We start from the raw sequence: 21,364 nt of genomic DNA, 5'->3' as shown, positions 1-21,364 counted from the left end.
CTAGCAAGCGCTTTCATAAGAAACTTGTTGATGCAGGCATGACACAAAGCATGTCCAGGGTCTCAAGATGCATAGATAACGGTCCTATGGAGGCATTCTGGGGAATGATGAAATCAGAGATGTATTATCTTAAAAAGTTCAATTCCTACGACGATTTGGAAAAGGCGATCAACGAATACATAGAGTACTACAATAATCATCGATATCAAAAGAGGCTCAACTGTATGACTCCACTAGAGTATAGACAGTATCTTTTGAATACAGCCGCATAAAAAAATGATGCCAACCACAACTCAATGATTGGCATCATAAAACTTTTTGTTTTTATACTGTCTACTTGACAGGGGGCACTTCACTTAGAGTGAGGCGGCTATTTCTCTTGTTTTATAATCCACAAAGAGGAATTTGCCATTTATTGGAGAATGTTAGTAATAAATGTAGTAAATTGTATTTAAAGTAAATTAATAACAATTTGCTTCAAATACGAGAAAGGGGAAGATGATATTGCAGAAAAAACTTATTTTAGTGGTAATATTACTTATCTCAATCACGGTAGGAGGTTGTACTACGATGCCACCGAAAACGGTAACGACAACCAGCAAATACCCGGAGAAGCCGATTACCTTAATTGTTCCTTTTAGTGCAGGGGGAGGAATGGATTTATTAGCACGGGCGATGGAAAAGACGGCAACTACAAATTTAGGACAGCCTTTAATTATTCTTAATAAACCTGGCGGTGGGGGAACTATCGGGTGGAATGAATTGGCTGGCGTTGCTCCTGATGGGTATACTATTGGAATTAGCGGAGTGGATCTCATATTACAATCGCTGTATGGATCGACTAAATATAATTACCCAACAGCCTTAGAGCCAATTGTACAAATTACCTCTTCACCATATGTGATGGTAATTCAAGCTGATCAGCCATGGAAAAACGTCGATGATTTGATTGGGTATGCGCGACAACATCCAGGAGAAATAAAGATTGGTAACAGTGGTGTAGGTTCGGTTGCTCATGTACTCGGTGAAATGCTAGCTCATACTGCAGGTGTTACACTTGAATCGGTTCCTTTCCGTGGTGGATCAGAGGCATTGACGGCATTGCTTGGTGGACATATCCAGGCTACTTTCACTAGTCCGGCAACGATTAAAGATCATATAAAAAATGGCACACTAAGAGTGATTGCAGTACCAAGTGAACAACGGTTGACTGAACCCATATTTGCAAATATGCCAACATTTAAAGAGCAAGGATTAGATATTGTATTTAGTAATTGGATGGGAGTGGCAGTTCCCAAGGAAATGCCTATTGAGGTGAAGAATAAGCTCGCGGATGGATTAAAAGCCATTATTCTTGATCCTGAGTTTAAAAATAAGCTAGAGAATATTGGACTACAAGTCGACTATTTACCTCCCAAAGAGGCTCAACAGAAATGGGTGGAGGATAGTCAGAAGTTATCTAAAATAGTGCAGGAAACTGGTATTTTAGATAAATTTAAAGAGCAACGAAATAAATCAAATTAAAAGGAAATGCACCGTCTTACCATTTATAAGTAGGGCGGTGCTGCTTTTGGAAGTATTTATAACTTGCTTGTACCAATTAGCATCTTGAAAGGTGTGTTATTGGCATATACCTGTAAGATCATGAGAAAATCATATTTTTAAATTAAGTAAGGATGATTCTATTATTTTAAATTACTAATTAGTCATAATGCTGTCATATTTCTATACTATAATTAAAATAACAAATCAAGGAGTGATATTTATGAAAAGCATAGTTAAAAAAATAGTTGTTTTCTCAATGGTAGGTATGATGCAAATAGGTTTAGGTGCTTCAATCATAGAAGCTTCACCGTTATATAACGAACCAGTCCCTATGCAACAACAAAATAATTGGAAAGTTGGTAATGGAGAACGCTTTGAACATGAGAGACAAGAACGTGAACGAGCGGAGAACCAACGTCATGAACGAGAAATGAAACGACGTCCTCACGAAACCAAAAAACAGTGGCATGAGCGACAAAAGCGTGAAAATGAACGTCATGAAAGAGAATTACGTGAAATACGAAGCCATAGATAAGAAATAATTACTACTAAGAGCCATTTGCCTTTAATTAGGCTGATGGTCTTTTAAATTGAGCTTCTGAAATCATGTGTGCAAGTTAGTTCTGTCATTAGTAGTTAATTGCCTTTAAAACTTCTATTTTATAAATACAATATTTGATTTTTTCAAGATATCGTTAAATTCAGGTAGGCTTTTTAGTTTTTTAGCATCATCAATGGAGATAACTGGATTAGCTTTAAAGTCTCTGACCTCAATTGCCTTTATCAAAATGTAGTTCTCTCCGACTCGACTTTTACCATCTGACACTTCTTTAATAGAATCATAATAATCAACTACACCATTTTTACTAATCCAACTTAAATCATCGGGAATTATATTATTTACTACTTGTCCATTTTTATCATAAATTGTAGGACTCATCCCGGTTTCTAAGCCCATTCCGTGTGCATCAATAACAATACCTGTAATTCGTTTCCCCTGTTCTGATGTAACTGTAGGCTCCGCAAAGCTAACACCAACTATACTTAGTACGAATAGAAATGTAATCACAATGGTCTTTTTCATAAAAGAAGTCCTCCTATTATTTTATAGTATACTGATATATCGTGATTCTTTATTAGATTTCTCTTTTAAATTAACTGCTTTTACAAAAAAATAATCAACAAGATTATAAGCCTAAATTACCTATACACTGGGTAGAATGAGGCTAATATATACATAGTAAAAATAAGTGTAATAGAAAATTATATAGGATATATCTCTTCACGTATCTTTCTATAATGCTATATAATAGGAAGGTATTATTTTTTGGAGGTCCCAAATGCGTCAAACTAGTGCTACAGAACTCGCCAAGATGGGGAAATGCGAACGTCAAGTCTATCTTGACCACCATCATGGCGAAGATACATCACTTACAGCAACATTCATCAAACGAGGCAACCATGAGCATGAACAATTCAATCGTCAGCTTTCTGGCAAAGATAAGCGCTGCTTTATCGCAACAGCAATCTTTGGTATCGATGCCATAGAAACGAATATCCTGCGTGAATTTAGAGATGTGCATCTAATACCTTATAGTCCTGGGCGAATGATTACTTCATTATATTACAGTATATCGCCATATATAGTTAACGTAATTGAAAGGTACCCTGTATTAAAGATTCCAATCCGTGCAGCATTACGCTGGTTTATAAGATCCTGGAGGTAGACATGTCATTCCTTATAGTAGTTGTTATTCTTTATTGGTGGCTGCGCTCAAGACGAAAACCTAAGTTATCACCATATATGTTAGAGCAATTCTTGAAAATAACTGATCCAATACCTTTGTGCGGTAAGCCGGATGTAGTATGGAAAACTCGCGACGGTACTTTGATAGTTGGAGATTACAAAAGTCGTGAGAATCAGCAAGTATATGAATCGGAAGTCATTCAACTGTCTGTATATAAGCTATTGGTTGAAAGAACACAAAATAAACCTGTTGCTGACTATGGTTTTATTCATTTCAAAAATCGAAATATGAAAAAGGTATATTTAATGAAGGAAAAAGAAATTATTGCTTTGTATCATCGGTATTGGAATGTGATAGGAGGTGAGGTAGTCGCATTTGCTGCTGATAATAAAAACTATTGTAGATATTGTTCTCATAAGCACAAATGTAGTTAAATAAAACCCCTGATAAGTTTGGACTTACCAAGGGATTTGCTTTATAATAACCTTAATCTAAAATTTTGCAATACAATAAAGCCCTTTTTTTAAGTGATTGGTTAGGTTCTTTATCCTTCCAATTAAATATAGTACGTTGATGCACTCCAAGTTCCGCAGCCATTTCAGCCTTAGTATGCCCATGATAACAACGAGCCTTTTCAACCTTCTCAAAAAAGGTTTCTTCTGGCATATTTTCAAAGCGACCTAAAAACCATATTGGTTGCTCAAGCTCAGTGGCTAACTTGCATAGAGTTTTCATCGCTGCTGTGCCGGTAGTACTTCTTTCTAGCTGGCTTAGATGAACTGCATCAATCCCAACCTTCGCAGCAAGAGTTTTGATTAGCCAACCTTTTTGCATTCGAGCCCATCTAACACGTTCACCTGAGGTGTTAAAAGCCAGTGCTTCAGTAGTATGATTAACTGACCATTCGAATGTTGTTCTATCAAGGTTGTTATTCGCACGCTTGTCCGTGCAGCTCATAAAGTAGCTCAAGATAGCTTTGCAAGAATAATTATTTCAGATTAATCAATTTTGTTGGGTGTACCTTATAAACAATTATTATTTCTTCATTGGCTTATTAAAATTATTTAACAAGGATTTAACGAATTTTGCGAGAATATATACCTATATTCATTTTGCATGTCCATTGGAGGTTTCAAAATATTGAATGTAGAGCAAATGACAGTAGTCGAAATTGCTAAACTCTTGGAAGAAAATAATCTTCTGTCAATAGCTATAATAAATAGTTTAAAACAAGATTCGCGAGTTTCAGTATCTCGATTATTTACTAAATGGAAAAAAAGGCAGGAGCAAAACTTACTAGAGAAGCAGCGTGTTCAAGGTCTTTATAAGCAAGAACGAATGCTTGCAGCTAAGGGATATAATTTAATTGCAGGTGTTGATGAAGCAGGTCGTGGTTCTTTAGCAGGACCATTAATAGTTGGTGCGGTTATCTTGCCTATAGGCTGTCACCTACCATCTATTAATGACTCAAAAAAGCTATCAGTTAAGCAACGGGAGTATTTGTATCATGCGATAAAAGAAGTTGCTATTAGTGTGCAGCATATCGTCATAGATATTGATGTAATTGATCATCTGAATATTTATAATGCAACTATATCTGGTATGTATGATGCAATTAATAAACTTCATCAAAGACCTCATGCTGTACTGATTGATGCTGTTCCCTTGCCTGATTTAGAAATGCACTCTCTGTCATTAATTGGTGGAGATGCTGTTAGTGCTTCTATTGGCGCAGCTTCTATTATTGCAAAAGTAGAACGGGATAATTTAATGCAGGAATATGATAAACAGTTTCCACAATATGGATTTGCTAAACATAAAGGCTATGGTACGGTGGAACATCTAAAAGCATTGCAGCAATTTGGTCCATGTCGTATACATAGAAGAAGTTTTGAACCTATTAAGTCATGGGGAAGAATAGAAAGATGAATAAAGATAAATCAGACAAACCGCAGCAAGCGATTGCATTAAGCTATCAGTCCAACACAAATGCGCCACGAGTTGTAGCCAAAGGTACTGGCTACATGGCTGATAAAATACTTTCTACAGCGAGCCAACATTCAGTTCCCGTATATCAAAATAAGACATTAGCTAGTATGTTAATGGCAGTTGAGTTAGATCGAGAAATTCCTCCTGAATTATATCAGGCTGTAGCTGAGGTATTGGCATACATTTACCATATTGATAAAAAAATGCATAAATTTTAGATAAGAATAGATAAATTTATCTAATTTACTGTAAAACAACATCCAGAAAGCAGGATGTTGTTTTTTTTCGGGGAATATTGTAGCGAGGTGTATTAATGTGAATACGAGTAAAGTGGGGGATATTGGAGAACAAGCTGCAGCAAATTACTTGTATGATGCGGGATATGAGATAGTAGAACGAAAATATCGTAGTAAAATTGGGGAAATTGATATTATTGCAAGGATAAAGAATGTTTTAGTTTTCATTGAAGTAAAAACTCGAAGGAATACTACTTATGGTTTTCCAGCAGAAGCTGTAACCTATCGGAAACAGCAAAAAATAATCAATACTGCATCTTGTTATCTTCAATATATACATAATACAAATATACATTGTCGCTTTGATGTAATTGAGGTATATTTAACTGGAAATAATAAAATAACGTGTAACCATATTGCAAATGCATTTATGAGATGATTAAGTTTTTTATTAAATGGAAGTAGGTGAAAGTTTTTATGCGAATTATTGTTGGCATTACTGGCGCTAGTGGTGCCATTTATGGATTTCGATTGATTGAAGTGCTAAAAGAAGCTGGGTGTGAAATTCATGCTGTAGTATCAGAGCATGGTTGGCAAGTTCTAGATTATGAGTGTGGAATCAGCCCACAAGAAATAAAGGAAAGAGTAGATTTCTTATATGACATAAAGAATATTGGAGCATCCATTGCTAGTGGATCATTTAAAACAGATGCGATGGTGGTAGTTCCTTGTTCAATGAGAACCTTAAGTAGCATTTCTAATGGAATTGCTGATAATTTACTCAGCCGCGCAGCTGACGTTATGTTAAAAGAAGGGCGGAAATTGATTATTGTTCCTAGGGAAACACCTCTTAATGCGATACATTTGGCAAATATGCTAAAACTATCTCAGTTAGGAGTTAGAATTCTTCCTGCTAGCCCTGGATTTTATCATCGTCCTACTACATTAAACCAAATGATTGATATGATGGTTGGTAAAATATCTGATTCCATTGGGATTGATCATGAGCTATTTCCCAGATGGCAAGGTGAATAATCTTCGGAGGTAACGTTGTGTTCTCACAAACATTTGGATCGACTACAATCGGGTTAAATGGTATTGTAATAACCGTAGAAGTAGATATATCTAACGGTCTGCCAGCATTAGATATTGTAGGGTTACCTGATACTGCCGTAAGAGAATCGAAAGAACGAGTACGGGCAGCCATAAAAAATTCTGGATTTGAGTTTCCATCGCGGCGTATCACGATTAATCTTGCACCTGCCGATCTCAAAAAAGATAGCTCTGGATTAGATTTGCCTATTGCAATTGCAATCTTGGCGGCTAGTGGACAAATTACCTTACATCATTATGAACAGTATGTATTTGTCAGTGAATTATCTTTAGAAGGAAAGTTGCGTGGTATTTCAGGAGTATTGCCGATGGCAATTCATTGCCTTGAGCAAAGAATTGACAAAATGATTGTTGCTCCCGATAATACACAAGAAGCTTTACTGGTAAAAGGGTTAACAGTATATGCACCAACAACTTTGGAACAATTGGTATCACATCTCAATAAGGTTACTCAGCTGCTTCCTGTAGCGAAAGAACCTTTTTCTCCTCCAGTGAGTAATGATAGTGAGGATTTTGCTGATGTCCAAGGACAATTTGCTGCGAAGCGGGCTTTGGAAGTAGCTGCATCGGGAGGTCACAATCTGCTCATGACTGGTCCACCAGGATCAGGCAAGACGATGTTAGCCAGGCGAATTACATCCATTTTGCCAGTCATGTCACCTTGTGAAGCATTAGAAGTTACGAAAATATATAGTATTGCAGAACTATTACCTACTCATACGGGATTAATAAGTACAAGACCTTTTAGAAGCCCGCATCATACCATTTCTGCTGCAAGTATGGTAGGAGGTGGGCGAATCCCTAAGCCAGGTGAAGTAACATTAAGTCATAATGGTGTATTGTTTTTGGATGAGTTGGCAGAATTCCCTAGAACCGTATTAGAGGTGTTACGACAACCTTTAGAAGATGGACAAGTAACAATTTCTAGAGTGAACGCTTCTTTTTCCTATCCGGCAAGATTTATGCTATTATGTGCTAAAAATCCTTGTCCGTGCGGATTTTTAGGAGATAAAAATAAAGATTGTACTTGTAGTACAAGCGATATTAAACGCTACCGTAAGAAAATATCTGGACCTTTATTAGATCGAATGGATATACATGTGCACGTGCCACGTTTAGAATATAGTGAAATGACTACTAGCATACCAACAGAATCTTCTGCTGACATCCGTAAGCGAGTGACTGCTGCAAGAGCTATACAATATTCTCGCTTACAGAAATACAATATATTTTGTAATGCCCAAATGGGGCATAGACATGTAAAAACAACTTGTCATATGACTCAAAGTGCACAAGTAATATTAAAACAAGCGTTTGAAACAATGAACCTTAGTGCTCGAGGCTATGATCGTATATTAAAAGTAGCACGCACCATTGCTGATTTGGCTAACTCAGAGCAAATTAATGACATGCATGTCGCTGAAGCGATTCATTTTAGAAATAATATTCAAGAATCTTTGTAGTTATTTAATATAGAGAATGTTCATTTAAATCTGGAGGTAAAAATTTTTGTATAACCTTTTATGTCCTCGTATGATATTGAATTCTTTACATGATCTTGAGTGTCATAAACTAAAAGAACTAGGAATTGAGGGAATTATCTTTGATTTAGATAATACGATTATTCCTTGGGATCAACAACAGATGTCACCTGAGATCATTGAAAGGGTAAATACTTTACTAAAGGAAGGGTTTAAAATTTGTTTGTTATCCAACAATATGGAGAAGAGAGTAAAAGAGATAGCAGATATTTTTAACATTCCTTTTGTCTCTAGGGCTTATAAACCAGCAAAAACAGGATTTCGACATGCAATAGCAGCTATGGAATTATCTGAGGAGAAGGTAGCGGTAATTGGTGACCAATTATTTACGGACATACTTGGTGGTAATCGTATTGGTTTAGTCACGATTTGGGTTCGTCCATTAAGTTCGCAAGAATTTATTGGTACTAAAATTACCCGGCGCTTGGAACGGCTAGCTGTCCGAGTTTTAGAGTCTAAAGGACTTATAAATAAAAGTGCGATTATCAAAAATGATAATTATTGAAATGGAGTTAGTGCAATGATTACGAGTAAAACTAAAAAAATAGGTATATTAGGTTGGCCCTTAGGACATTCCTTATCGCCCATAATGCATAATGCAGCTTTTGAAGCCCTACATCTTGATTTTGTATATGTTCCATTGCCTGTTCATCCGGAGAATTTAGCTCAGGCTGTTGCAGGTTTAAAAGTAATGGATTTTGCGGGTGTAAATGTGACTATACCTCATAAGGTGAAGATAATGTCCTATCTTGATGAAATTGACTTTAGTGCCCAATTAGTTGGGGCTGTAAATACAGTTGTAATAAAAGATGGTAAATCGATTGGTTATAACACCGATGCTCAAGGGTTTGTCCGGTCAGTACTTTCAAATAGTGTTAAAATTACTGAACAAACAGCGGTTATGTTAGGAGCTGGTGGGGCTGCAAGGGCTGTTGCGTGTGGTCTTTTTCAACATGGGATAAAAAAGGTTATAATTGGTGCTAGAAATCTTGAAAAAGCGCAGCAATTTGTAAGAAATTTTTCAACAAATGTAGACATACAAGCTTATGATTGGGAGGATTACGATTTTCAAAATTTATTGCAAGAATGTGATATTTTGATAAATAGCACTCCAATTGGTATGTCAGTTCATGATACAGAAGTTCTGCCTATACCTTGGGAGAGTTTAAATCCAGATGCTGTCATTTGCGATTTAATTTATAATCCCTCCAAGACTCAACTATTACTTTCAGCTAAAAAACACGGTCATATAGCTTTAAATGGTTTAGGAATGCTAATTGAGCAGGGGGCCTTGGCTTTTGAACTTTGGACAGGTGAGCAAGCTCCTCGACAAATTATGACTGACGCATTAAAAGAATATCTGTAAGTATTGCATGTTAGTAACATAAACTTACAAAACAACAATCTTCCCAATTAGTAAAAATACACTTAATGAGGACATTGAGGCTTAGGTCCTGGGATCTGAGCCTCTTATTGTGCTATATATTAGACATGTCAATACTCTCAAGATATTATTGCATTACTTTATAATCAATAGATTAGGAGTGAGCAGATTTTGGAAAAATTAACGCAATTTAAAAAAAATGCAGCAAATCATCGATTAAAGGTGATATTTGTAATAGGGGTGACATCCATAATTACAATAATTTTATTTAGGCCTTCAAATATTCAGGTTTCTCCTATTGTTGTTGAGAATAACATTACACCTAATGTTAGAAATACAGATAAAGTAGTTATGCCGGTTGGAAATCAAAATAATGAACAGTTGAAGCGTGATCCTTTTATGCCTCCTGCTATTAGAAAGGATAATTTTGAAGCGCAGAAAGAAAACAGCGTTACTACAATATTTAACCAGGAAACTGTAACAGACGCAAATCAAGCTCTTTTCCTTAAAGTAAAAGAGAGGATAAAGCTTACTGGAATTATCAATACTGATAATTGCCATATTGCAGTTATACAATCTGATAGAAAGAGCAAAGCTTATAAATTAAATGAATTTATTGGTATCTATCAACTTATCGCGATACAAGATGATTGTATTATTCTGAAAAATAGAAATAGTCAATTATCTATTTCGTTAGAGCCTGCGAGAGAGAAAGGAGGTACTAAATAATGAAATATAATAACTGTATTGTCGCAATGATATTGATTCTGTCAATACCGATTTGTAGGATTGCTATGGCAGATCCACAAAATATTGATCTTAATTTCATAGATGAAGATATACGAATAATATTACATACACTTGCTACCATTGATAATGTAGATATCATTATTGACGATTCGATAAAAGGTACTATTACTATGAGACTTAAGAATACAAATTTTGAAAGTGCTTTAAATTTAATTACGTCTGCTAAGGGATTATCCTATCGGAAAATAGGTGATTCATTTATTATAGAACCTGCAGATATGAAAGTAACAGAAATATATAAGTTGCGTTATATTCGTGCTATTGATATCAAGAAAACATTGGAACCCATTATGAGCAGTCTAAAATTAAAAGCAGAAAGTGATGAAATATCAAATAGCATAATAGTTAGTGGTTCCGTTTCAGATTGCGCTCGCATTAAAACATTATTAACCGATATTGATATTCCAAAGCAGCAAGTGACTATTGAGGCTAAAGTAGTGGCAATTAATAAAGAGAAAACAAAAGAGTTAGGGATAGATTGGTCATGGGATGTTACACCTCAATATGCAGGATATAGTCCAGAGCAAGTCAAGATTGCAAATGGTGTAACGACTATTGAACCAGGTAAAGTTACGCGTGATACAGGAAAAGGAATTATTCAATTTGGTCGTAATCCTGAGGGATATCCTTACGAATTTTACTATCAAGCAAAAATTAATGCCCTCATTAGTAATGGCAATGCTAAAATATTAGCTAGCCCTAAAGTGACTACCATTAATGGAAATGAAGCTCGGATTTTAATTGGCGATCATATTCCAGTCCTTACTGAGAGAATGGAAGATGGGAAAACGACTACTACAGTAGAATATATAGATACCGGCATAAAACTTACCTATACTCCTACGATTACTGCTGATGGAACTATTACTGCAAAAGTACAGACAGAGGTTAGTACTCCTAGCTTAGTAACGGATATTAAGAACTATCGCATTACTACCCGTGAGGTAGAAAGCACGGTCTGCATGAAGGATGGTGAGACGATGGTGATTGGTGGTCTCCTTGGCAGTGAAGAATCTAAAATAAATAATAAGATACCCTTCTTAAGCGAACTACCATTAATTGGTATGATGTTTAAAAGTGTACATAATTCAAAAATAGAAACGGAAGTAATCATTTTTTTGACAGCAAAACTAGTCCAATGATTAGAAAAACAGAAAAAAGATTGCAATTTGATGTTCTATAATATATTTAGCAGGAATTTATTGTAAAATGTAGAAGGATAAGCAATAAAATAGATGTGAAAATATTCGCAATGATATTGCGAAAGTAGTGTAATCGGTTGGCAAGGTGTATTACAAATTTTAATAAATATATTTGAAGTTTGGTTGCTTTCTTTATAAGAGGCGGTGTAAAAGTATGGAACATCAAGTCTTAAGAACTAAATTGGGTATACCTCAGATTGATTTGTCAAGTATCTGTGTTACACCAGAGCTAGCAGCACTGATTCCAGCGACATTAGCAGAGCGGCATCAAGTGATCCCGATAAAAGTTGCTGATAATAAGATTATTATAGCAATGACTGATCCAACAAATTTTTATGCGATTGATGATATTCGAATGGCTTCAGGTTTTGATGTAGAGCCTGTTATTGCTGCAGAAAAAGATATATTACGAGCTATCAGAGAATGCTACGGTATACAAGGCTTAGTTGAAAAGGCTATTAATAAAATGCGCCCAGAAGATGTAAGGTTAACAGCAAAGCTTCAGACAGCAGATGATGCTCCAATCATTGAATTAGTTAATTCTCTTATGGATCAAGCAATTAAAAATATGGCTAGTGATATACACATTGAACCTCAAGATACGGCATTACGTGTCCGCTTTCGTATTGATGGTATGCTACGAGAAATCAGCAGTTTTCCCCGCGAGATTCACCCCGCAATTGTTGCTCGGATTAAGATTATTAGTGATATGGATATTGCAGAGAAACGCATACCGCAAGATGGGCGAATTAGAATTAAAGGAACAGAGGGTAATATTGATATTCGAGTGTCTACTTTGCCTACAATTATGGGTGAAAAAGTGGTAATGCGTTTGTTGGATCAACAGAGAGTTATTTTGGATATTAATAAACTTGGTTTTTCTACTGAAAATAGTAAAATCTATCGCAAGATATATTCTCAATCCTATGGAATGGTACTAGTCACTGGTCCTACTGGCTCCGGTAAAACAACTACTTTATACTCTACCTTGAATCAAGTGAATTCGCCAAATCAGAATATTATAACTTTAGAAGATCCTGTAGAGTATCGTCTAGGAGGAGTCAATCAAGTACAAGTTCATCCAAAAGCAGGCTTGACTTTTGCCAGTGCACTTCGGTCTGCATTGCGACAAGACCCGAATATCTTATTAGTCGGCGAGATACGCGATAGTGAAACTGCTGATATCGCTATTAGGGCGGCATTAACTGGCCATCTTGTTTTTAGCACTCTGCACACCAATGATGCAGCAGGAACAATTACTCGTTTACTCGATATGTATGTTGCTCCTTTTTTAGTGGCATCATCAGTTTTAGGGGTGGTTGCACAACGACTCGTCAGAACACTTTGTCCTAAATGTCGAGAAAGTTACATACCTTCTGCTGGAGCCTTAGAACGTTTATTTTTAGGTGTTGAAGCTAACGTACCTATTAGGTTACATCAAGGAGCTGGGTGTGGTCATTGTAATCATACAGGTTATCAAGGTCGTATGGCAATTCATGAAGTCATGCCCATAACTTCTCAAATTAGAGAGGCTATTAACCGTAGAGCCTCTAGTGAAGAAATTTGCAATATTGCTATCGCACAAGGTATGATAACCATGCGTCAGGATGGTATTGAAAAAGCACGTACTGGTTTGACAGATGTAAGAGAGATTATGCGCGTAGCATGTAGCTAGCGGAGGATAATTGTGATGAATCAGTTATTGGATCAAGCTGTATATAGCCGAGCATCTGATTTGCACATTACTGCAGGAGTACCACCCATATTCAGAATTGATGGTCAACTTGTACCTACTAACCATATGATACTAAACGTAAATGATACAGAAAGATTGTTTAAAGAAATTTCAACTCCAGAGCAACAGCAAAAATTTTATGAGCATGGCGAAATTGACTTTGCCTATTCAGTTCCTGGTCTTAGTCGTTTTCGAGTCAATGCTTTTCACCAACGTGGTTCAGTGGCTATTGCAATTCGGGTTATAAATGAAAAAATACCTACATTAGAAGAACTGAGGCATCCACGTGTTGTAAGAGCTCTTGCCTGTCAGGCTAGAGGAGGATTAGTTCTGGTTACTGGTCCCGCAGGAAGCGGTAAATCAACAACTTTAGCGGCAATGATTAATCTAATTAACCAGGAACGATTTTGTCATATTCTTACACTAGAAGATCCTATTGAATTTTTACATAAGCATAACAAGTCAATTGTTAATCAACGGGAAATCAATACTGATACCAAATCGTTTGCGAATGCTCTTAGAGCTGCTTTAAGAGAAGATCCAGATGTTATTTTGGTAGGAGAAATGCGTGATTCAGAAACTATTGCTACGGTCATTACGGCAGCAGAAACAGGGCACTTAGTCTTTGCCACTTTGCACACTGGCAGTGCTGTTCAAACCATAAATCGTATTATTGATGCTTTTCCTTCATATCAGCAGCAACAAATCCGTATACAGCTATCGCTTATATTGCAGGGAATTATTGCTCAGCAGTTGTTGCCTCGAATTGATCAGATTGGACGAGTAGCTGCTTTAGAAATTTTGATTGCTACTCCTGCAGTGCGTAATGTGATTCGTGAAGGCAAGATTCATCAATTAACGTCCATCATTCAGACTGGTGCAAAAGTTGGAATGCTAACGATGGACAGTGCTTTACAAAATTTATATCGTCGTGGAATCATCTCATATGATGAAGCAATCATTCGCGCCATAGATGAAGAGAACTTTGCTAGTTTCGCTAATAAATAAATGGAAAGTAGGAGAGCATAAATGGCGAAAATTTTTGGATATAGAGCTAAAAATCGTAATGGAAAAATACTGACTGGCAGTATCTTTGCTGAAAGCAAATCGGCAGTTGCAGCTCATATCCGAGAAAAAGGATATTTTATTACTCAGATTAAGGAAGAAGGTGGTGAAAATTTATATAATAACTTCATAGACCACTTAAGAAGGAGTAGTTTAAAAGAGATATCTGTTCTTTGTCGTTTGTTTGCCACTATGATTGATGCAGGTTTACCGTTAATAGTTTCTCTCGATATTCTCATTGTACAAACCAATAATCTACGCATAAAAAAAGCATTACAAAACGTCAGTAAAAAAGTTAAAGAAGGAGAACCATTATCTCGTTGTTTAGGTGATTATCCTACCATATTTCCTAGTCTTATGGTTAATATGGTAGAAGTTGGAGAGGTGGGCGGGTTACTAGATAATGTATTCAATCGTTTAGCGAATCACTTTGAGAAAGAACATAGATTGAATGAGAAGATTAAATCAGCTCTGATCTATCCGGCAGTAGTCAGTGTTATGGCAAGTGTATCTGTTAGTTTTATTTTAACATTTGTTTTACCGACTTTTGTACAAATGTTTGATAACTTTAAAATGGAGCTACCATTACTTACTCGTATATTACTGGTGACTAGCAATATTCTGCATAATTATGCCTTATTTTTATTCGCTTTCATTATAGTAGGAACATTTGAGTTAAAGGTTGCATATCAACGAGAACCAGCTAGAAAAATAATTGATAAATTGATACTAAAAATTCCTGTAGTTGGTATGTTATCCCGCAAAATTGGTATTGCTCGATTCAGCCGCACCTTAAGCACTCTGCTTCATGGTGGTGTGCCGATAATAATTGCTTTAGATGTTGTAAAAAAGACTACCGGTAATTTTAGCATGATAGAAGCATTAGAAGAAGCACAAGCTGCTATCAAGGAAGGGATGGCGCTAGCATCTACTTTAGCAAAAAGCAAAGTATTTACTCCTATGGTCATCCAGATGCTTTCCATCGGTGAGGAAAGTGGTACATTGGATAAGATGCTTGAAAAGATCGCCGATTTCTATGAAAGTGATGTAGATGATGTAGTTGGCCGTTTTAGCAGTATTATTGAACCTGTTATTATTGGGACTTTGGGAATAGTCATTGGTTTAATCGTGATATCCATTATGATGCCGATATTTGATCTTATAGCGAATTCTGGGAACATCTATAACTGATTATTGATGGACTTTCGTAGAATATAATCATAAAAGAGGTAATTATATGTCTATCAAATTAAAGAAGAAAATAAGAGATCAACAGGGATTTACATTAATCGAATTAATGATCGTAATTGCTATAATTGGAGTTTTGGCAGCTATTGCGATGCCGAAATTTACTGCTTCAACTGCGGCGGCAAGAGATGGAAGGCTTAAAGCTGATTTTCGCACGGTTGATAGTGCTCTTATATTGTATCGTGCAAATAATAATATGTATCCAGCTACTAAAGCTGATCTAGCAGCTTACATTAATGTATGGCCTAAAGATGCACAAGCTAACTCTGCTGATTTGATTTATACGAAAGGGAGTGGTGATGACTATAAATTGATTGGCGTATCCTCAAATGGCATGACAAGAAAATCTCCTGGCAGTTCAGATTATACTTCTACTGATATATGGTAACTAATCATAAATAACCATTATGTGTTACCAGTCTTGTTTTTTTGGATTCAAATGTAAGGGAGAAAAATAGTGTTAATAATAGTAATCCTCTTAGGCTTTTTGATCGGTAGCTTCCTAAATGTCTGTATTTGTCGTTTGCCATATAATCAATCCATTATCATTCCGTCATCCCACTGTAGCATTTGTGGTGCACATCTTAAACTATGGGATTTAATCCCAGTGATTAGTTATCTGTTATTACGAGGTAGTTGCCGATATTGCAAAGCTACGTTTTCCTCACGTTATCTTTTAGTAGAGATAATAACGGCTATTTTGTTTAGTGTATGTTTTCAAACATATGGATTAACATGTTTGTTTATGAAAGCCATTGTTCTTACAGCTTTTTTACTTATTATTACCTTCATTGACTATGATCATCAACTGATATTAGATAAGGTTCTCCTATGGTTTTCTGGAGCTGGTATTGTTATAAATTTTTTGACGAATAATTTGGACTTTGAGGATATGCTGCTGTCTAGTCTACTTGGGGGTGGATTGCTGTTTATAATTGCACTTGTCAGTCGTGGTGGAATGGGAGATGGTGATATAAAGTTTGCTGCAACTCTTGGTATATGGCTAACCTGGAAATGTTTATTACTTGTGTTATTATTATCCTTTGTATGTGGTGGAATAGGTGGTTTGTTGTTAGTGCTTTTCAATTTTAAAAGTCATAAAGATTTCATTCCTTTTGGCCCTTGTATGGCTCTTAGTGCCTTTGTTACTATGTTATATGGCAGTGAAATAATTATTTGGTATTTAGAAATGCTATATTGAGGTGGACATATGCAGCGAGGTTTTACCTTAATTGAAATTCTAGTATGTATTGCTATCCTTAATATTTTTGCGATTGTGACAATACCAACCCTCGGGCAATCATTAGAGAAACAAGAATTAGAGAATACATCTAGTCAATTGGCAGCTGATATTCGTTGGTTGCAACAAATTTCAATCAACGCTGGGGTAGATACAACGGCGTACGCAATGTTCTTTTATAATACTACACCTTATGGTTATTATGTTACTGCAAATACTACCAGAGTAAAGAATGTTATATTTCCAGAATCAGTGACTCTTTCTGGTAATCATTCTTATATTTCATTTGGACAGAGTGGAGCGCCAAAAACTGGTGCACAAACTATTTCTATAAGGAGTAAAAAATTAAAACAATGGAAATATGTTATTCTTGCACCCATTACTGGGCGTGTTCGTATAAGCGATTTCATAAATACACATCCTGATGAATAGAAGGTAATATATGATGTCTAGGCGGAAGGGAAATCGAGGTTTCATTTTAGCTGATGTAGCGCTGGGACTTTTTATTATTTGTACCTCGTTACTTTGTATTTCTATATTGTTTACCCAAGCTTTACAGTTAGAAAAAATTGCAGGAGATTATACAGTAGCCACGAATCTAGCACAGAAACAATTAGAGCTATTAAAAAATAGGTCTCCAGTATATTGGGCAGAATTGCAGTTGCCTTGCGCCATACCGTGGGAAGATGAGAGATTTCTTCCTCCTGCAGGGTACAAGTTGACAACTTATGCAGTGGCATCCGCATGTGGTAGTCAACTTGTGCAAGTAACCGTAAATATTACTTGGCAGGAACTACAAAAAGATTATAGTATCCATCTTGTTACATTTTATTCAAAAATAAATTAAAATAGTTCTTATATTGAAGGTGAATCAGTGAAGAGAAAATACTTTTTAGCTCAACATGGATTGACTTTAATTGAACTGGTAATTGGTATAACTCTAATTTTATGTTTGCTTTCTAGTACCGTAAATTTATTTTCCGGTTCTTTAAAAGTTTGGACATTTGGTAAGCAGCAAAGCCAACTTAATCAAACAGCGCGCATTGCGATGGATTCTATTGTAAAGGATATACGATATGCTCAGCAAATTACCTTAAAAAATACTTCATCTTTAGTAGTAACAAAGGTAAACGGAGAAATCAGAACATTTCAATTAGGCGAAGGCCTTCATTCTAAAACATTATATGTTCTTATAGATAAGACAAAGGCAATTCCTCCTGGTGGTATTTCTAGCAGCCCAATAACAGAAAATCTTGTGACAGACCTGCAGTTTGTTCAGCGTGAAAATAGCAAGGCTGTACTGGTAACTTTAGAAGTCACTAATACGAGTACTGGGGAAAGAACATTGCTTTGGACAGCTTGTTACCCTTTTAATTTACAGTGATCCAGTAAGAAAAAGGGGATGTTACCTTGGTATATATCGTGAGAAGTGAGCGTGGTCTGGCAGCTATACTAGCGCTAATTGCTATGATGTTATTAGGGATAATGGGGATTGGTCTTATTGTATTAAGCAAGATAGACATAGAAATATCAGCAAATCATCGTGATGGTGTCGCTGCTCAGTATATAGCCGAAGGCGGAATACAATGGGCAATTGTTCAACTTAAGACAGATCCAAATTTTGTTATTGAAACTAAAACTAAAAAAAATGTAACAACATATGTTATTGATGAAAATAGATCTACTGTTGCCAGTTGTACTGTTACAACTACACTCAAACCAGCAATAACTGATGAGAATCTGAGAGTGGTCACATCCATCGGTAGTGTTAACAAGGCAAAGCGCCAAATTAGCGCGCAAATACGATTACCAGTGGGCAAAGGAGATCCATTTGAGGTTATTTGGGAATATTAAGGAGAGGGATTATTATGGAAATTAAAAACTATATGGAAAAATTAGTAATGGAAAAATTGGATATCGTTATAAAGGCCAATCGCACAACGTGTAATTGTGAGCGCTGTCGATATGATATCGCTGCATTGGCTCTAAATTCTCTTCCTACACGTTATGTTGTAACTTCTTCAGGTGCAACCTATTCGAAAATTGACTCATTGGATCAACAGTTCCATGTTGATATCGTTTCTGCTATTACTCAAGCAATTAATATTGTAAAGAAGACTCCTCATCACTAAGAAAATAGGTGATTTTCATGTGGAAAAGAATCCAAAAGTTATTTTTAGAAGGGAAGCAGGATGTAGTTGGAATTGATTTTGGAACAGGTGCTATTAAAATTGTAGAAATATCTTGGAGCAAGGGACGACCTGTACTTAAAAGTTTTGGTCTCGAAATGTTGCCACCTGAAATTATTGAAAATGGACAAATTTCTAATAGCAAAAGATTAACTAATATTCTCATTCAATTGCTTGCAAAGACTCGTATATCAAGTAAATATGCAGTCACAGCTGTTGGTGGTCGTGAAATACTTGCTCGTGAATTGATCCTTCCAGTAATGACAAAAGAAGAGCTAAAGGAAGCGATTAAATGGGAACAAGAAAAATATATTTCTTATCCACCCGATAGTTTTTATTTTGATTATTCAATAATGGGTAGAGGTGATATTGAATCAGAAATAAGAGTATTATTAATAGCATCACCTCATAAAACCATTAATACAATTACCAGTATTCTCAAAAATGCAGGACTTATACCAGTGGCTATCGAAGTGGAACCCTTAGCTCTATATCGTACTTTTACTGACGCAGAAAATGTTATGATTATTGACATTGGTGAACTCTTGTCTCAAATTACTGTATTTCAAAACGGTTTTCCCGTTATCATTCGCAATATTCCTTTAGGCGGTCAACGCATGACTGAAGTTATAATGCAAGCAAAGAGCATTTCGTTTTATGAAGCAGAACAATTAAAGAAAAGGCATATCGATTTATTTAGTTTGGATGATTCCAAAGAGCGTAATGGAGAAAGGCAGCATTTAGAATTATTTTTTGCGGAATTTCTTAGGGATGTACAACGAACTGCTGAATATTATCAATTGCAAAATAAAATGGTGTCTATTGATAATGTCTATCTCACTGGCGGAGGATCTCAAATAAAGAATTTGGTCTTCTATTTGAGTAAACAACTAGATTTACCTGTTGTTATGCATGACCCATTATTTAAGTTAGAAATCCCAGAGTCCTTTGATAGATCCTATCTGCAAAATATAGCTCCTCAATTAGGTGCCGCAATTGGTTTGTCCTTACGTGGAGGTAGAAGATGAATTCGATTAATCTCTTACCGCTTTCAGAACGTCAATCAAAATGGCATATTAATAAGTTGATTTTCATCTTAAGTATTTTACTGGTATTAATCTATAGCAGTATATATATGCATAATGCGTTTAAGATATTGAAAATAGAGAAAGAACTGCTAGCAACTCGCAACCAATATGAATTATTACAACCAACATTAAAGATTATAAAAAAGAGCAATGATAAGTTGCAATTAATTGACACAAAAAAAAGAATTGTTGCACTTTTGACGAATGAACGTCAGCCCTTCTATACTGTGATTCAACGCATCATAGCGATGATGCCGCAACAATTGTGGCTTACTAATCTGAATAAAACTGATAAAGGTTTATTGCAACTGAAAGGAGTAGCAACGACCTATTCTGTTGTTGCTGAATTTATAGAAAAGATGGAAAAGGATTCTTTCTTTCTTGAACCAACTTTGGTAAAAGTTGAGAGTGATACAGTAGCGTCGCTTCTTTTATTTGAAATAACAGTAAAATCTAAGGAGATGCGACAATGATTTCTTTATCATGGAGCAAGATGGTGATAAAGTATAAATTATCATTAGTGATTATGGGGATGATAGCAGCAACTTGGTTAGTTTATTCGTCCTTATTGCTGCCACAACGGGATAGTATTGATCAATTAACAATGCAATTATATACAGAACGTCAGCAAGTGAAATTTATTGAAGAATTCTTACTTATTCATCCTAATCCAGAACAATATATGCTTGAATTAGATAAGAATTTAATGCAGATTAATAGAATTCTTCCTGATGACCCTGAGAGTAGTTCTTTTGTAATGCAAGTCGAAGAACTTTCAAAAGAATGCAGTATGGAACTTAATTATCTGAAACCAACTAAAATTATGAATAAAGACGGTTATCGAGAATATGAGGTAGAGATATCACTAATTGGTGGTTTTATAGAATCTATGCAATTTATAAAAAAAATAGAAAATAACTCTCGTTTTACAAATGTGATTATGGTTACTATGTTACCTAGCAAAAATAGATTAGAAACTAAGTTATTAGTAAAAATTTATAGCTATGGTCTACCTTATTTAGCTAACAAAAATAGTGGAATTACTGATTAAATAAAAAAAATACAATTAACTTTAGATATTTACAATTATATAGTAATATATTATATAATAAGCTTTGAAAAGTAGTACATGCAGTGCTGTTATTAATAGCGAATGGAAGAAAGCGCAACATTAATAACCGTACTGCATGTTTATTTTTAGAATTTTGATGAGGTGAGTCCAGATGGCTGA

29 protein-coding genes are annotated in these 21,364 nt (G+C 35.6%); 27 read left to right on the top strand and 2 right to left on the bottom strand.

From position 1 onward, the window contains the following. From BMZ99_RS02725 to BMZ99_RS02715, 3 genes are all read left to right on the top strand, one after another. Window positions 1-272, top strand: a 272-nt coding sequence (locus BMZ99_RS02725) for an IS3 family transposase (protein WP_139214734.1), incomplete at its 5' end; no start/stop codon positions are given. A 298-nt stretch (window positions 273-570) separates the two neighbouring features. Beyond that, window positions 571-1,524 carry a Bug family tripartite tricarboxylate transporter substrate binding protein gene (locus BMZ99_RS02720; protein ID WP_090932691.1) on the top strand — a complete coding sequence of 318 codons (954 nt, stop codon included), beginning with the start codon at window positions 571-573 and terminating at the stop codon, window positions 1,522-1,524. Window positions 1,525-1,765: 241 nt separating this feature from the next. After that, complete coding sequence (locus BMZ99_RS02715) at window positions 1,766-2,080, top strand: hypothetical protein (protein ID WP_090932689.1); 315 nt, start codon at window positions 1,766-1,768, stop codon at window positions 2,078-2,080. A gap of 120 nt (window positions 2,081-2,200) precedes the next feature. On the opposite strand, the gene BMZ99_RS02710 is transcribed toward BMZ99_RS02715, so the two are convergent. Continuing rightward, on the bottom strand, window positions 2,201-2,629 hold the full coding sequence (locus BMZ99_RS02710) for a hypothetical protein (RefSeq protein WP_090932687.1): 429 nt from the start codon (window positions 2,627-2,629) through the stop codon (window positions 2,201-2,203). A gap of 256 nt (window positions 2,630-2,885) precedes the next feature. On the opposite strand from BMZ99_RS02710, the gene BMZ99_RS02705 reads away from it, so the two are divergent. Further along, window positions 2,886-3,272: a CFI-box-CTERM domain-containing protein gene (locus BMZ99_RS02705; protein WP_090932685.1), complete on the top strand. Its 387-nt coding sequence runs from the start codon at window positions 2,886-2,888 to the stop codon at window positions 3,270-3,272. A gap of 2 nt (window positions 3,273-3,274) precedes the next feature. Beyond that, window positions 3,275-3,727, top strand: a complete 453-nt coding sequence (locus BMZ99_RS02700) for a PD-(D/E)XK nuclease family protein (protein ID WP_090932683.1) — start codon at window positions 3,275-3,277, stop codon at window positions 3,725-3,727. A 52-nt stretch (window positions 3,728-3,779) separates the two neighbouring features. On the opposite strand, the gene BMZ99_RS02695 is transcribed toward BMZ99_RS02700, so the two are convergent. Further along, window positions 3,780-4,250: a helix-turn-helix domain-containing protein gene (locus BMZ99_RS02695; protein WP_090932681.1), complete on the bottom strand. Its 471-nt coding sequence runs from the start codon at window positions 4,248-4,250 to the stop codon at window positions 3,780-3,782. 183 nt (window positions 4,251-4,433) lie between these two features. On the opposite strand from BMZ99_RS02695, the gene BMZ99_RS02690 reads away from it, so the two are divergent. The 22 genes from BMZ99_RS02690 (at window position 4,434) to BMZ99_RS02585 (ending at window position 21,184) form a co-directional block, all read left to right on the top strand. Then, on the top strand, window positions 4,434-5,222 hold the full coding sequence (locus BMZ99_RS02690) for a ribonuclease HII (protein WP_090932679.1): 789 nt from the start codon (window positions 4,434-4,436) through the stop codon (window positions 5,220-5,222). Then, on the top strand, window positions 5,219-5,500 hold the full coding sequence (locus tag BMZ99_RS02685) for an EscU/YscU/HrcU family type III secretion system export apparatus switch protein (protein WP_090932677.1): 282 nt from the start codon (window positions 5,219-5,221) through the stop codon (window positions 5,498-5,500). The genes BMZ99_RS02690 and BMZ99_RS02685 overlap by 4 nt, the downstream gene beginning before the upstream one ends. 97 nt (window positions 5,501-5,597) lie before the next feature. Then, complete coding sequence (locus BMZ99_RS02680) at window positions 5,598-5,957, top strand: YraN family protein (protein WP_090932675.1); 360 nt, start codon at window positions 5,598-5,600, stop codon at window positions 5,955-5,957. A 38-nt stretch (window positions 5,958-5,995) separates the two neighbouring features. Beyond that, on the top strand, window positions 5,996-6,553 hold the full coding sequence (locus tag BMZ99_RS02675) for a UbiX family flavin prenyltransferase (protein ID WP_090932673.1): 558 nt from the start codon (window positions 5,996-5,998) through the stop codon (window positions 6,551-6,553). 17 nt (window positions 6,554-6,570) lie between these two features. Beyond that, entirely contained in the window at window positions 6,571-8,094 is a 1,524-nt protein-coding gene (locus BMZ99_RS02670; RefSeq protein ID WP_090932672.1) for a YifB family Mg chelatase-like AAA ATPase, read from the top strand. Window positions 8,095-8,140: 46 nt separating this feature from the next. Then, complete coding sequence (locus BMZ99_RS02665) at window positions 8,141-8,677, top strand: YqeG family HAD IIIA-type phosphatase (RefSeq protein ID WP_090932670.1); 537 nt, start codon at window positions 8,141-8,143, stop codon at window positions 8,675-8,677. A 15-nt stretch (window positions 8,678-8,692) separates the two neighbouring features. Next, window positions 8,693-9,538 (top strand): shikimate dehydrogenase, encoded by an 846-nt coding sequence (locus BMZ99_RS02660; protein ID WP_090932668.1) that lies wholly within the window; start codon window positions 8,693-8,695, stop codon window positions 9,536-9,538. Window positions 9,539-9,727: 189 nt separating this feature from the next. Beyond that, window positions 9,728-10,285: a pilus assembly protein PilP gene (locus BMZ99_RS02655; protein WP_245754777.1), complete on the top strand. Its 558-nt coding sequence runs from the start codon at window positions 9,728-9,730 to the stop codon at window positions 10,283-10,285. After that, on the top strand, window positions 10,285-11,508 hold the full coding sequence (locus BMZ99_RS02650; protein ID WP_245754776.1) for a secretin N-terminal domain-containing protein: 1,224 nt from the start codon (window positions 10,285-10,287) through the stop codon (window positions 11,506-11,508). The genes BMZ99_RS02655 and BMZ99_RS02650 overlap by 1 nt, the downstream gene beginning before the upstream one ends. A 214-nt stretch (window positions 11,509-11,722) precedes the next feature. Continuing rightward, window positions 11,723-13,243, top strand: coding sequence for a GspE/PulE family protein (locus tag BMZ99_RS02645; protein ID WP_090932664.1), 1,521 nt, complete (start codon window positions 11,723-11,725; stop codon window positions 13,241-13,243). A 15-nt stretch (window positions 13,244-13,258) separates the two neighbouring features. Continuing rightward, entirely contained in the window at window positions 13,259-14,311 is a 1,053-nt protein-coding gene (locus BMZ99_RS02640) for a type IV pilus twitching motility protein PilT (RefSeq protein WP_090932662.1), read from the top strand. Window positions 14,312-14,332: 21 nt separating this feature from the next. Next, window positions 14,333-15,559, top strand: a complete 1,227-nt coding sequence (locus tag BMZ99_RS02635) for a type II secretion system F family protein (protein ID WP_090932660.1) — start codon at window positions 14,333-14,335, stop codon at window positions 15,557-15,559. 46 nt (window positions 15,560-15,605) lie between these two features. Then, window positions 15,606-16,004 (top strand): type II secretion system protein, encoded by a 399-nt coding sequence (locus tag BMZ99_RS02630; RefSeq protein WP_090932658.1) that lies wholly within the window; start codon window positions 15,606-15,608, stop codon window positions 16,002-16,004. Between the two features lie 69 nt (window positions 16,005-16,073). Continuing rightward, complete coding sequence (locus BMZ99_RS02625) at window positions 16,074-16,817, top strand: prepilin peptidase (RefSeq protein ID WP_090932656.1); 744 nt, start codon at window positions 16,074-16,076, stop codon at window positions 16,815-16,817. A 9-nt stretch (window positions 16,818-16,826) separates the two neighbouring features. After that, window positions 16,827-17,288: a type II secretion system protein gene (locus BMZ99_RS02620; RefSeq protein WP_090932654.1), complete on the top strand. Its 462-nt coding sequence runs from the start codon at window positions 16,827-16,829 to the stop codon at window positions 17,286-17,288. 10 nt (window positions 17,289-17,298) lie between these two features. Then, window positions 17,299-17,703: a hypothetical protein gene (locus tag BMZ99_RS02615; RefSeq protein ID WP_245754775.1), complete on the top strand. Its 405-nt coding sequence runs from the start codon at window positions 17,299-17,301 to the stop codon at window positions 17,701-17,703. Window positions 17,704-17,730: 27 nt separating this feature from the next. Then, window positions 17,731-18,240: a PilW family protein gene (locus BMZ99_RS02610; RefSeq protein WP_090932652.1), complete on the top strand. Its 510-nt coding sequence runs from the start codon at window positions 17,731-17,733 to the stop codon at window positions 18,238-18,240. Window positions 18,241-18,266: 26 nt separating this feature from the next. Continuing rightward, on the top strand, window positions 18,267-18,710 hold the full coding sequence (locus tag BMZ99_RS02605; RefSeq protein WP_090932650.1) for a hypothetical protein: 444 nt from the start codon (window positions 18,267-18,269) through the stop codon (window positions 18,708-18,710). A 14-nt stretch (window positions 18,711-18,724) separates the two neighbouring features. After that, on the top strand, window positions 18,725-18,988 hold the full coding sequence (locus tag BMZ99_RS02600; RefSeq protein ID WP_090932648.1) for a late competence development ComFB family protein: 264 nt from the start codon (window positions 18,725-18,727) through the stop codon (window positions 18,986-18,988). Between the two features lie 17 nt (window positions 18,989-19,005). Further along, window positions 19,006-20,073, top strand: a complete 1,068-nt coding sequence (gene pilM / locus BMZ99_RS02595) for a type IV pilus assembly protein PilM (protein WP_090932646.1) — start codon at window positions 19,006-19,008, stop codon at window positions 20,071-20,073. Then, the gene (locus tag BMZ99_RS02590) at window positions 20,070-20,606 is read left to right on the top strand and encodes a PilN domain-containing protein (protein WP_090932644.1); all 537 of its coding nucleotides are present in this window, start codon (window positions 20,070-20,072) and stop codon (window positions 20,604-20,606) included. Before pilM ends, BMZ99_RS02590 begins: the two co-directional genes overlap by 4 nt. Beyond that, window positions 20,603-21,184, top strand: a complete 582-nt coding sequence (locus BMZ99_RS02585; protein ID WP_090932642.1) for a type IV pilus inner membrane component PilO — start codon at window positions 20,603-20,605, stop codon at window positions 21,182-21,184. The genes BMZ99_RS02590 and BMZ99_RS02585 overlap by 4 nt, the downstream gene beginning before the upstream one ends. Window positions 21,185-21,364: the final 180 nt, after the last annotated feature.

Source organism: Pelosinus propionicus DSM 13327 (assembly GCF_900114615.1).
Lineage (GTDB): Bacteria > Bacillota > Negativicutes > DSM-13327 > DSM-13327 > Pelosinus > Pelosinus propionicus.
Note: the sequence above shows the minus strand (reverse complement) of the source record. Positions and strands in the feature narration are given on the sequence as shown.

Excerpts from the sequence above, each read along its gene's own strand:
- BMZ99_RS02630 (WP_090932658.1), top strand. The coding sequence starts at position 15,606 with ATGTCTATCAAATTAAAGAAGAAAATAAGAGATCAACAGGGATTTACA.
- BMZ99_RS02645 (WP_090932664.1), top strand. The coding sequence starts at position 11,723 with ATGGAACATCAAGTCTTAAGAACTAAATTGGGTATACCTCAGATTGAT.
- BMZ99_RS02660 (WP_090932668.1), top strand. The coding sequence starts at position 8,693 with ATGATTACGAGTAAAACTAAAAAAATAGGTATATTAGGTTGGCCCTTA.
- BMZ99_RS02710 (WP_090932687.1), bottom strand. The coding sequence starts at position 2,629 with ATGAAAAAGACCATTGTGATTACATTTCTATTCGTACTAAGTATAGTT.
- BMZ99_RS02640 (WP_090932662.1), top strand. The coding sequence starts at position 13,259 with ATGAATCAGTTATTGGATCAAGCTGTATATAGCCGAGCATCTGATTTG.
- BMZ99_RS02590 (WP_090932644.1), top strand. The coding sequence starts at position 20,070 with ATGAATTCGATTAATCTCTTACCGCTTTCAGAACGTCAATCAAAATGG.
- BMZ99_RS02585 (WP_090932642.1), top strand. The coding sequence starts at position 20,603 with ATGATTTCTTTATCATGGAGCAAGATGGTGATAAAGTATAAATTATCA.
- BMZ99_RS02650 (WP_245754776.1), top strand. The coding sequence starts at position 10,285 with ATGAAATATAATAACTGTATTGTCGCAATGATATTGATTCTGTCAATA.
- BMZ99_RS02620 (WP_090932654.1), top strand. The coding sequence starts at position 16,827 with ATGCAGCGAGGTTTTACCTTAATTGAAATTCTAGTATGTATTGCTATC.
- BMZ99_RS02635 (WP_090932660.1), top strand. The coding sequence starts at position 14,333 with ATGGCGAAAATTTTTGGATATAGAGCTAAAAATCGTAATGGAAAAATA.
- BMZ99_RS02695 (WP_090932681.1), bottom strand. The coding sequence starts at position 4,250 with ATGAGCTGCACGGACAAGCGTGCGAATAACAACCTTGATAGAACAACA.
- BMZ99_RS02715 (WP_090932689.1), top strand. The coding sequence starts at position 1,766 with ATGAAAAGCATAGTTAAAAAAATAGTTGTTTTCTCAATGGTAGGTATG.
- BMZ99_RS02615 (WP_245754775.1), top strand. The coding sequence starts at position 17,299 with ATGATGTCTAGGCGGAAGGGAAATCGAGGTTTCATTTTAGCTGATGTA.
- BMZ99_RS02685 (WP_090932677.1), top strand. The coding sequence starts at position 5,219 with ATGAATAAAGATAAATCAGACAAACCGCAGCAAGCGATTGCATTAAGC.
- BMZ99_RS02675 (WP_090932673.1), top strand. The coding sequence starts at position 5,996 with ATGCGAATTATTGTTGGCATTACTGGCGCTAGTGGTGCCATTTATGGA.
- BMZ99_RS02600 (WP_090932648.1), top strand. The coding sequence starts at position 18,725 with ATGGAAATTAAAAACTATATGGAAAAATTAGTAATGGAAAAATTGGAT.
- BMZ99_RS02700 (WP_090932683.1), top strand. The coding sequence starts at position 3,275 with ATGTCATTCCTTATAGTAGTTGTTATTCTTTATTGGTGGCTGCGCTCA.
- BMZ99_RS02720 (WP_090932691.1), top strand. The coding sequence starts at position 571 with ATGCCACCGAAAACGGTAACGACAACCAGCAAATACCCGGAGAAGCCG.
- BMZ99_RS02705 (WP_090932685.1), top strand. The coding sequence starts at position 2,886 with ATGCGTCAAACTAGTGCTACAGAACTCGCCAAGATGGGGAAATGCGAA.
- pilM (WP_090932646.1), top strand. The coding sequence starts at position 19,006 with ATGTGGAAAAGAATCCAAAAGTTATTTTTAGAAGGGAAGCAGGATGTA.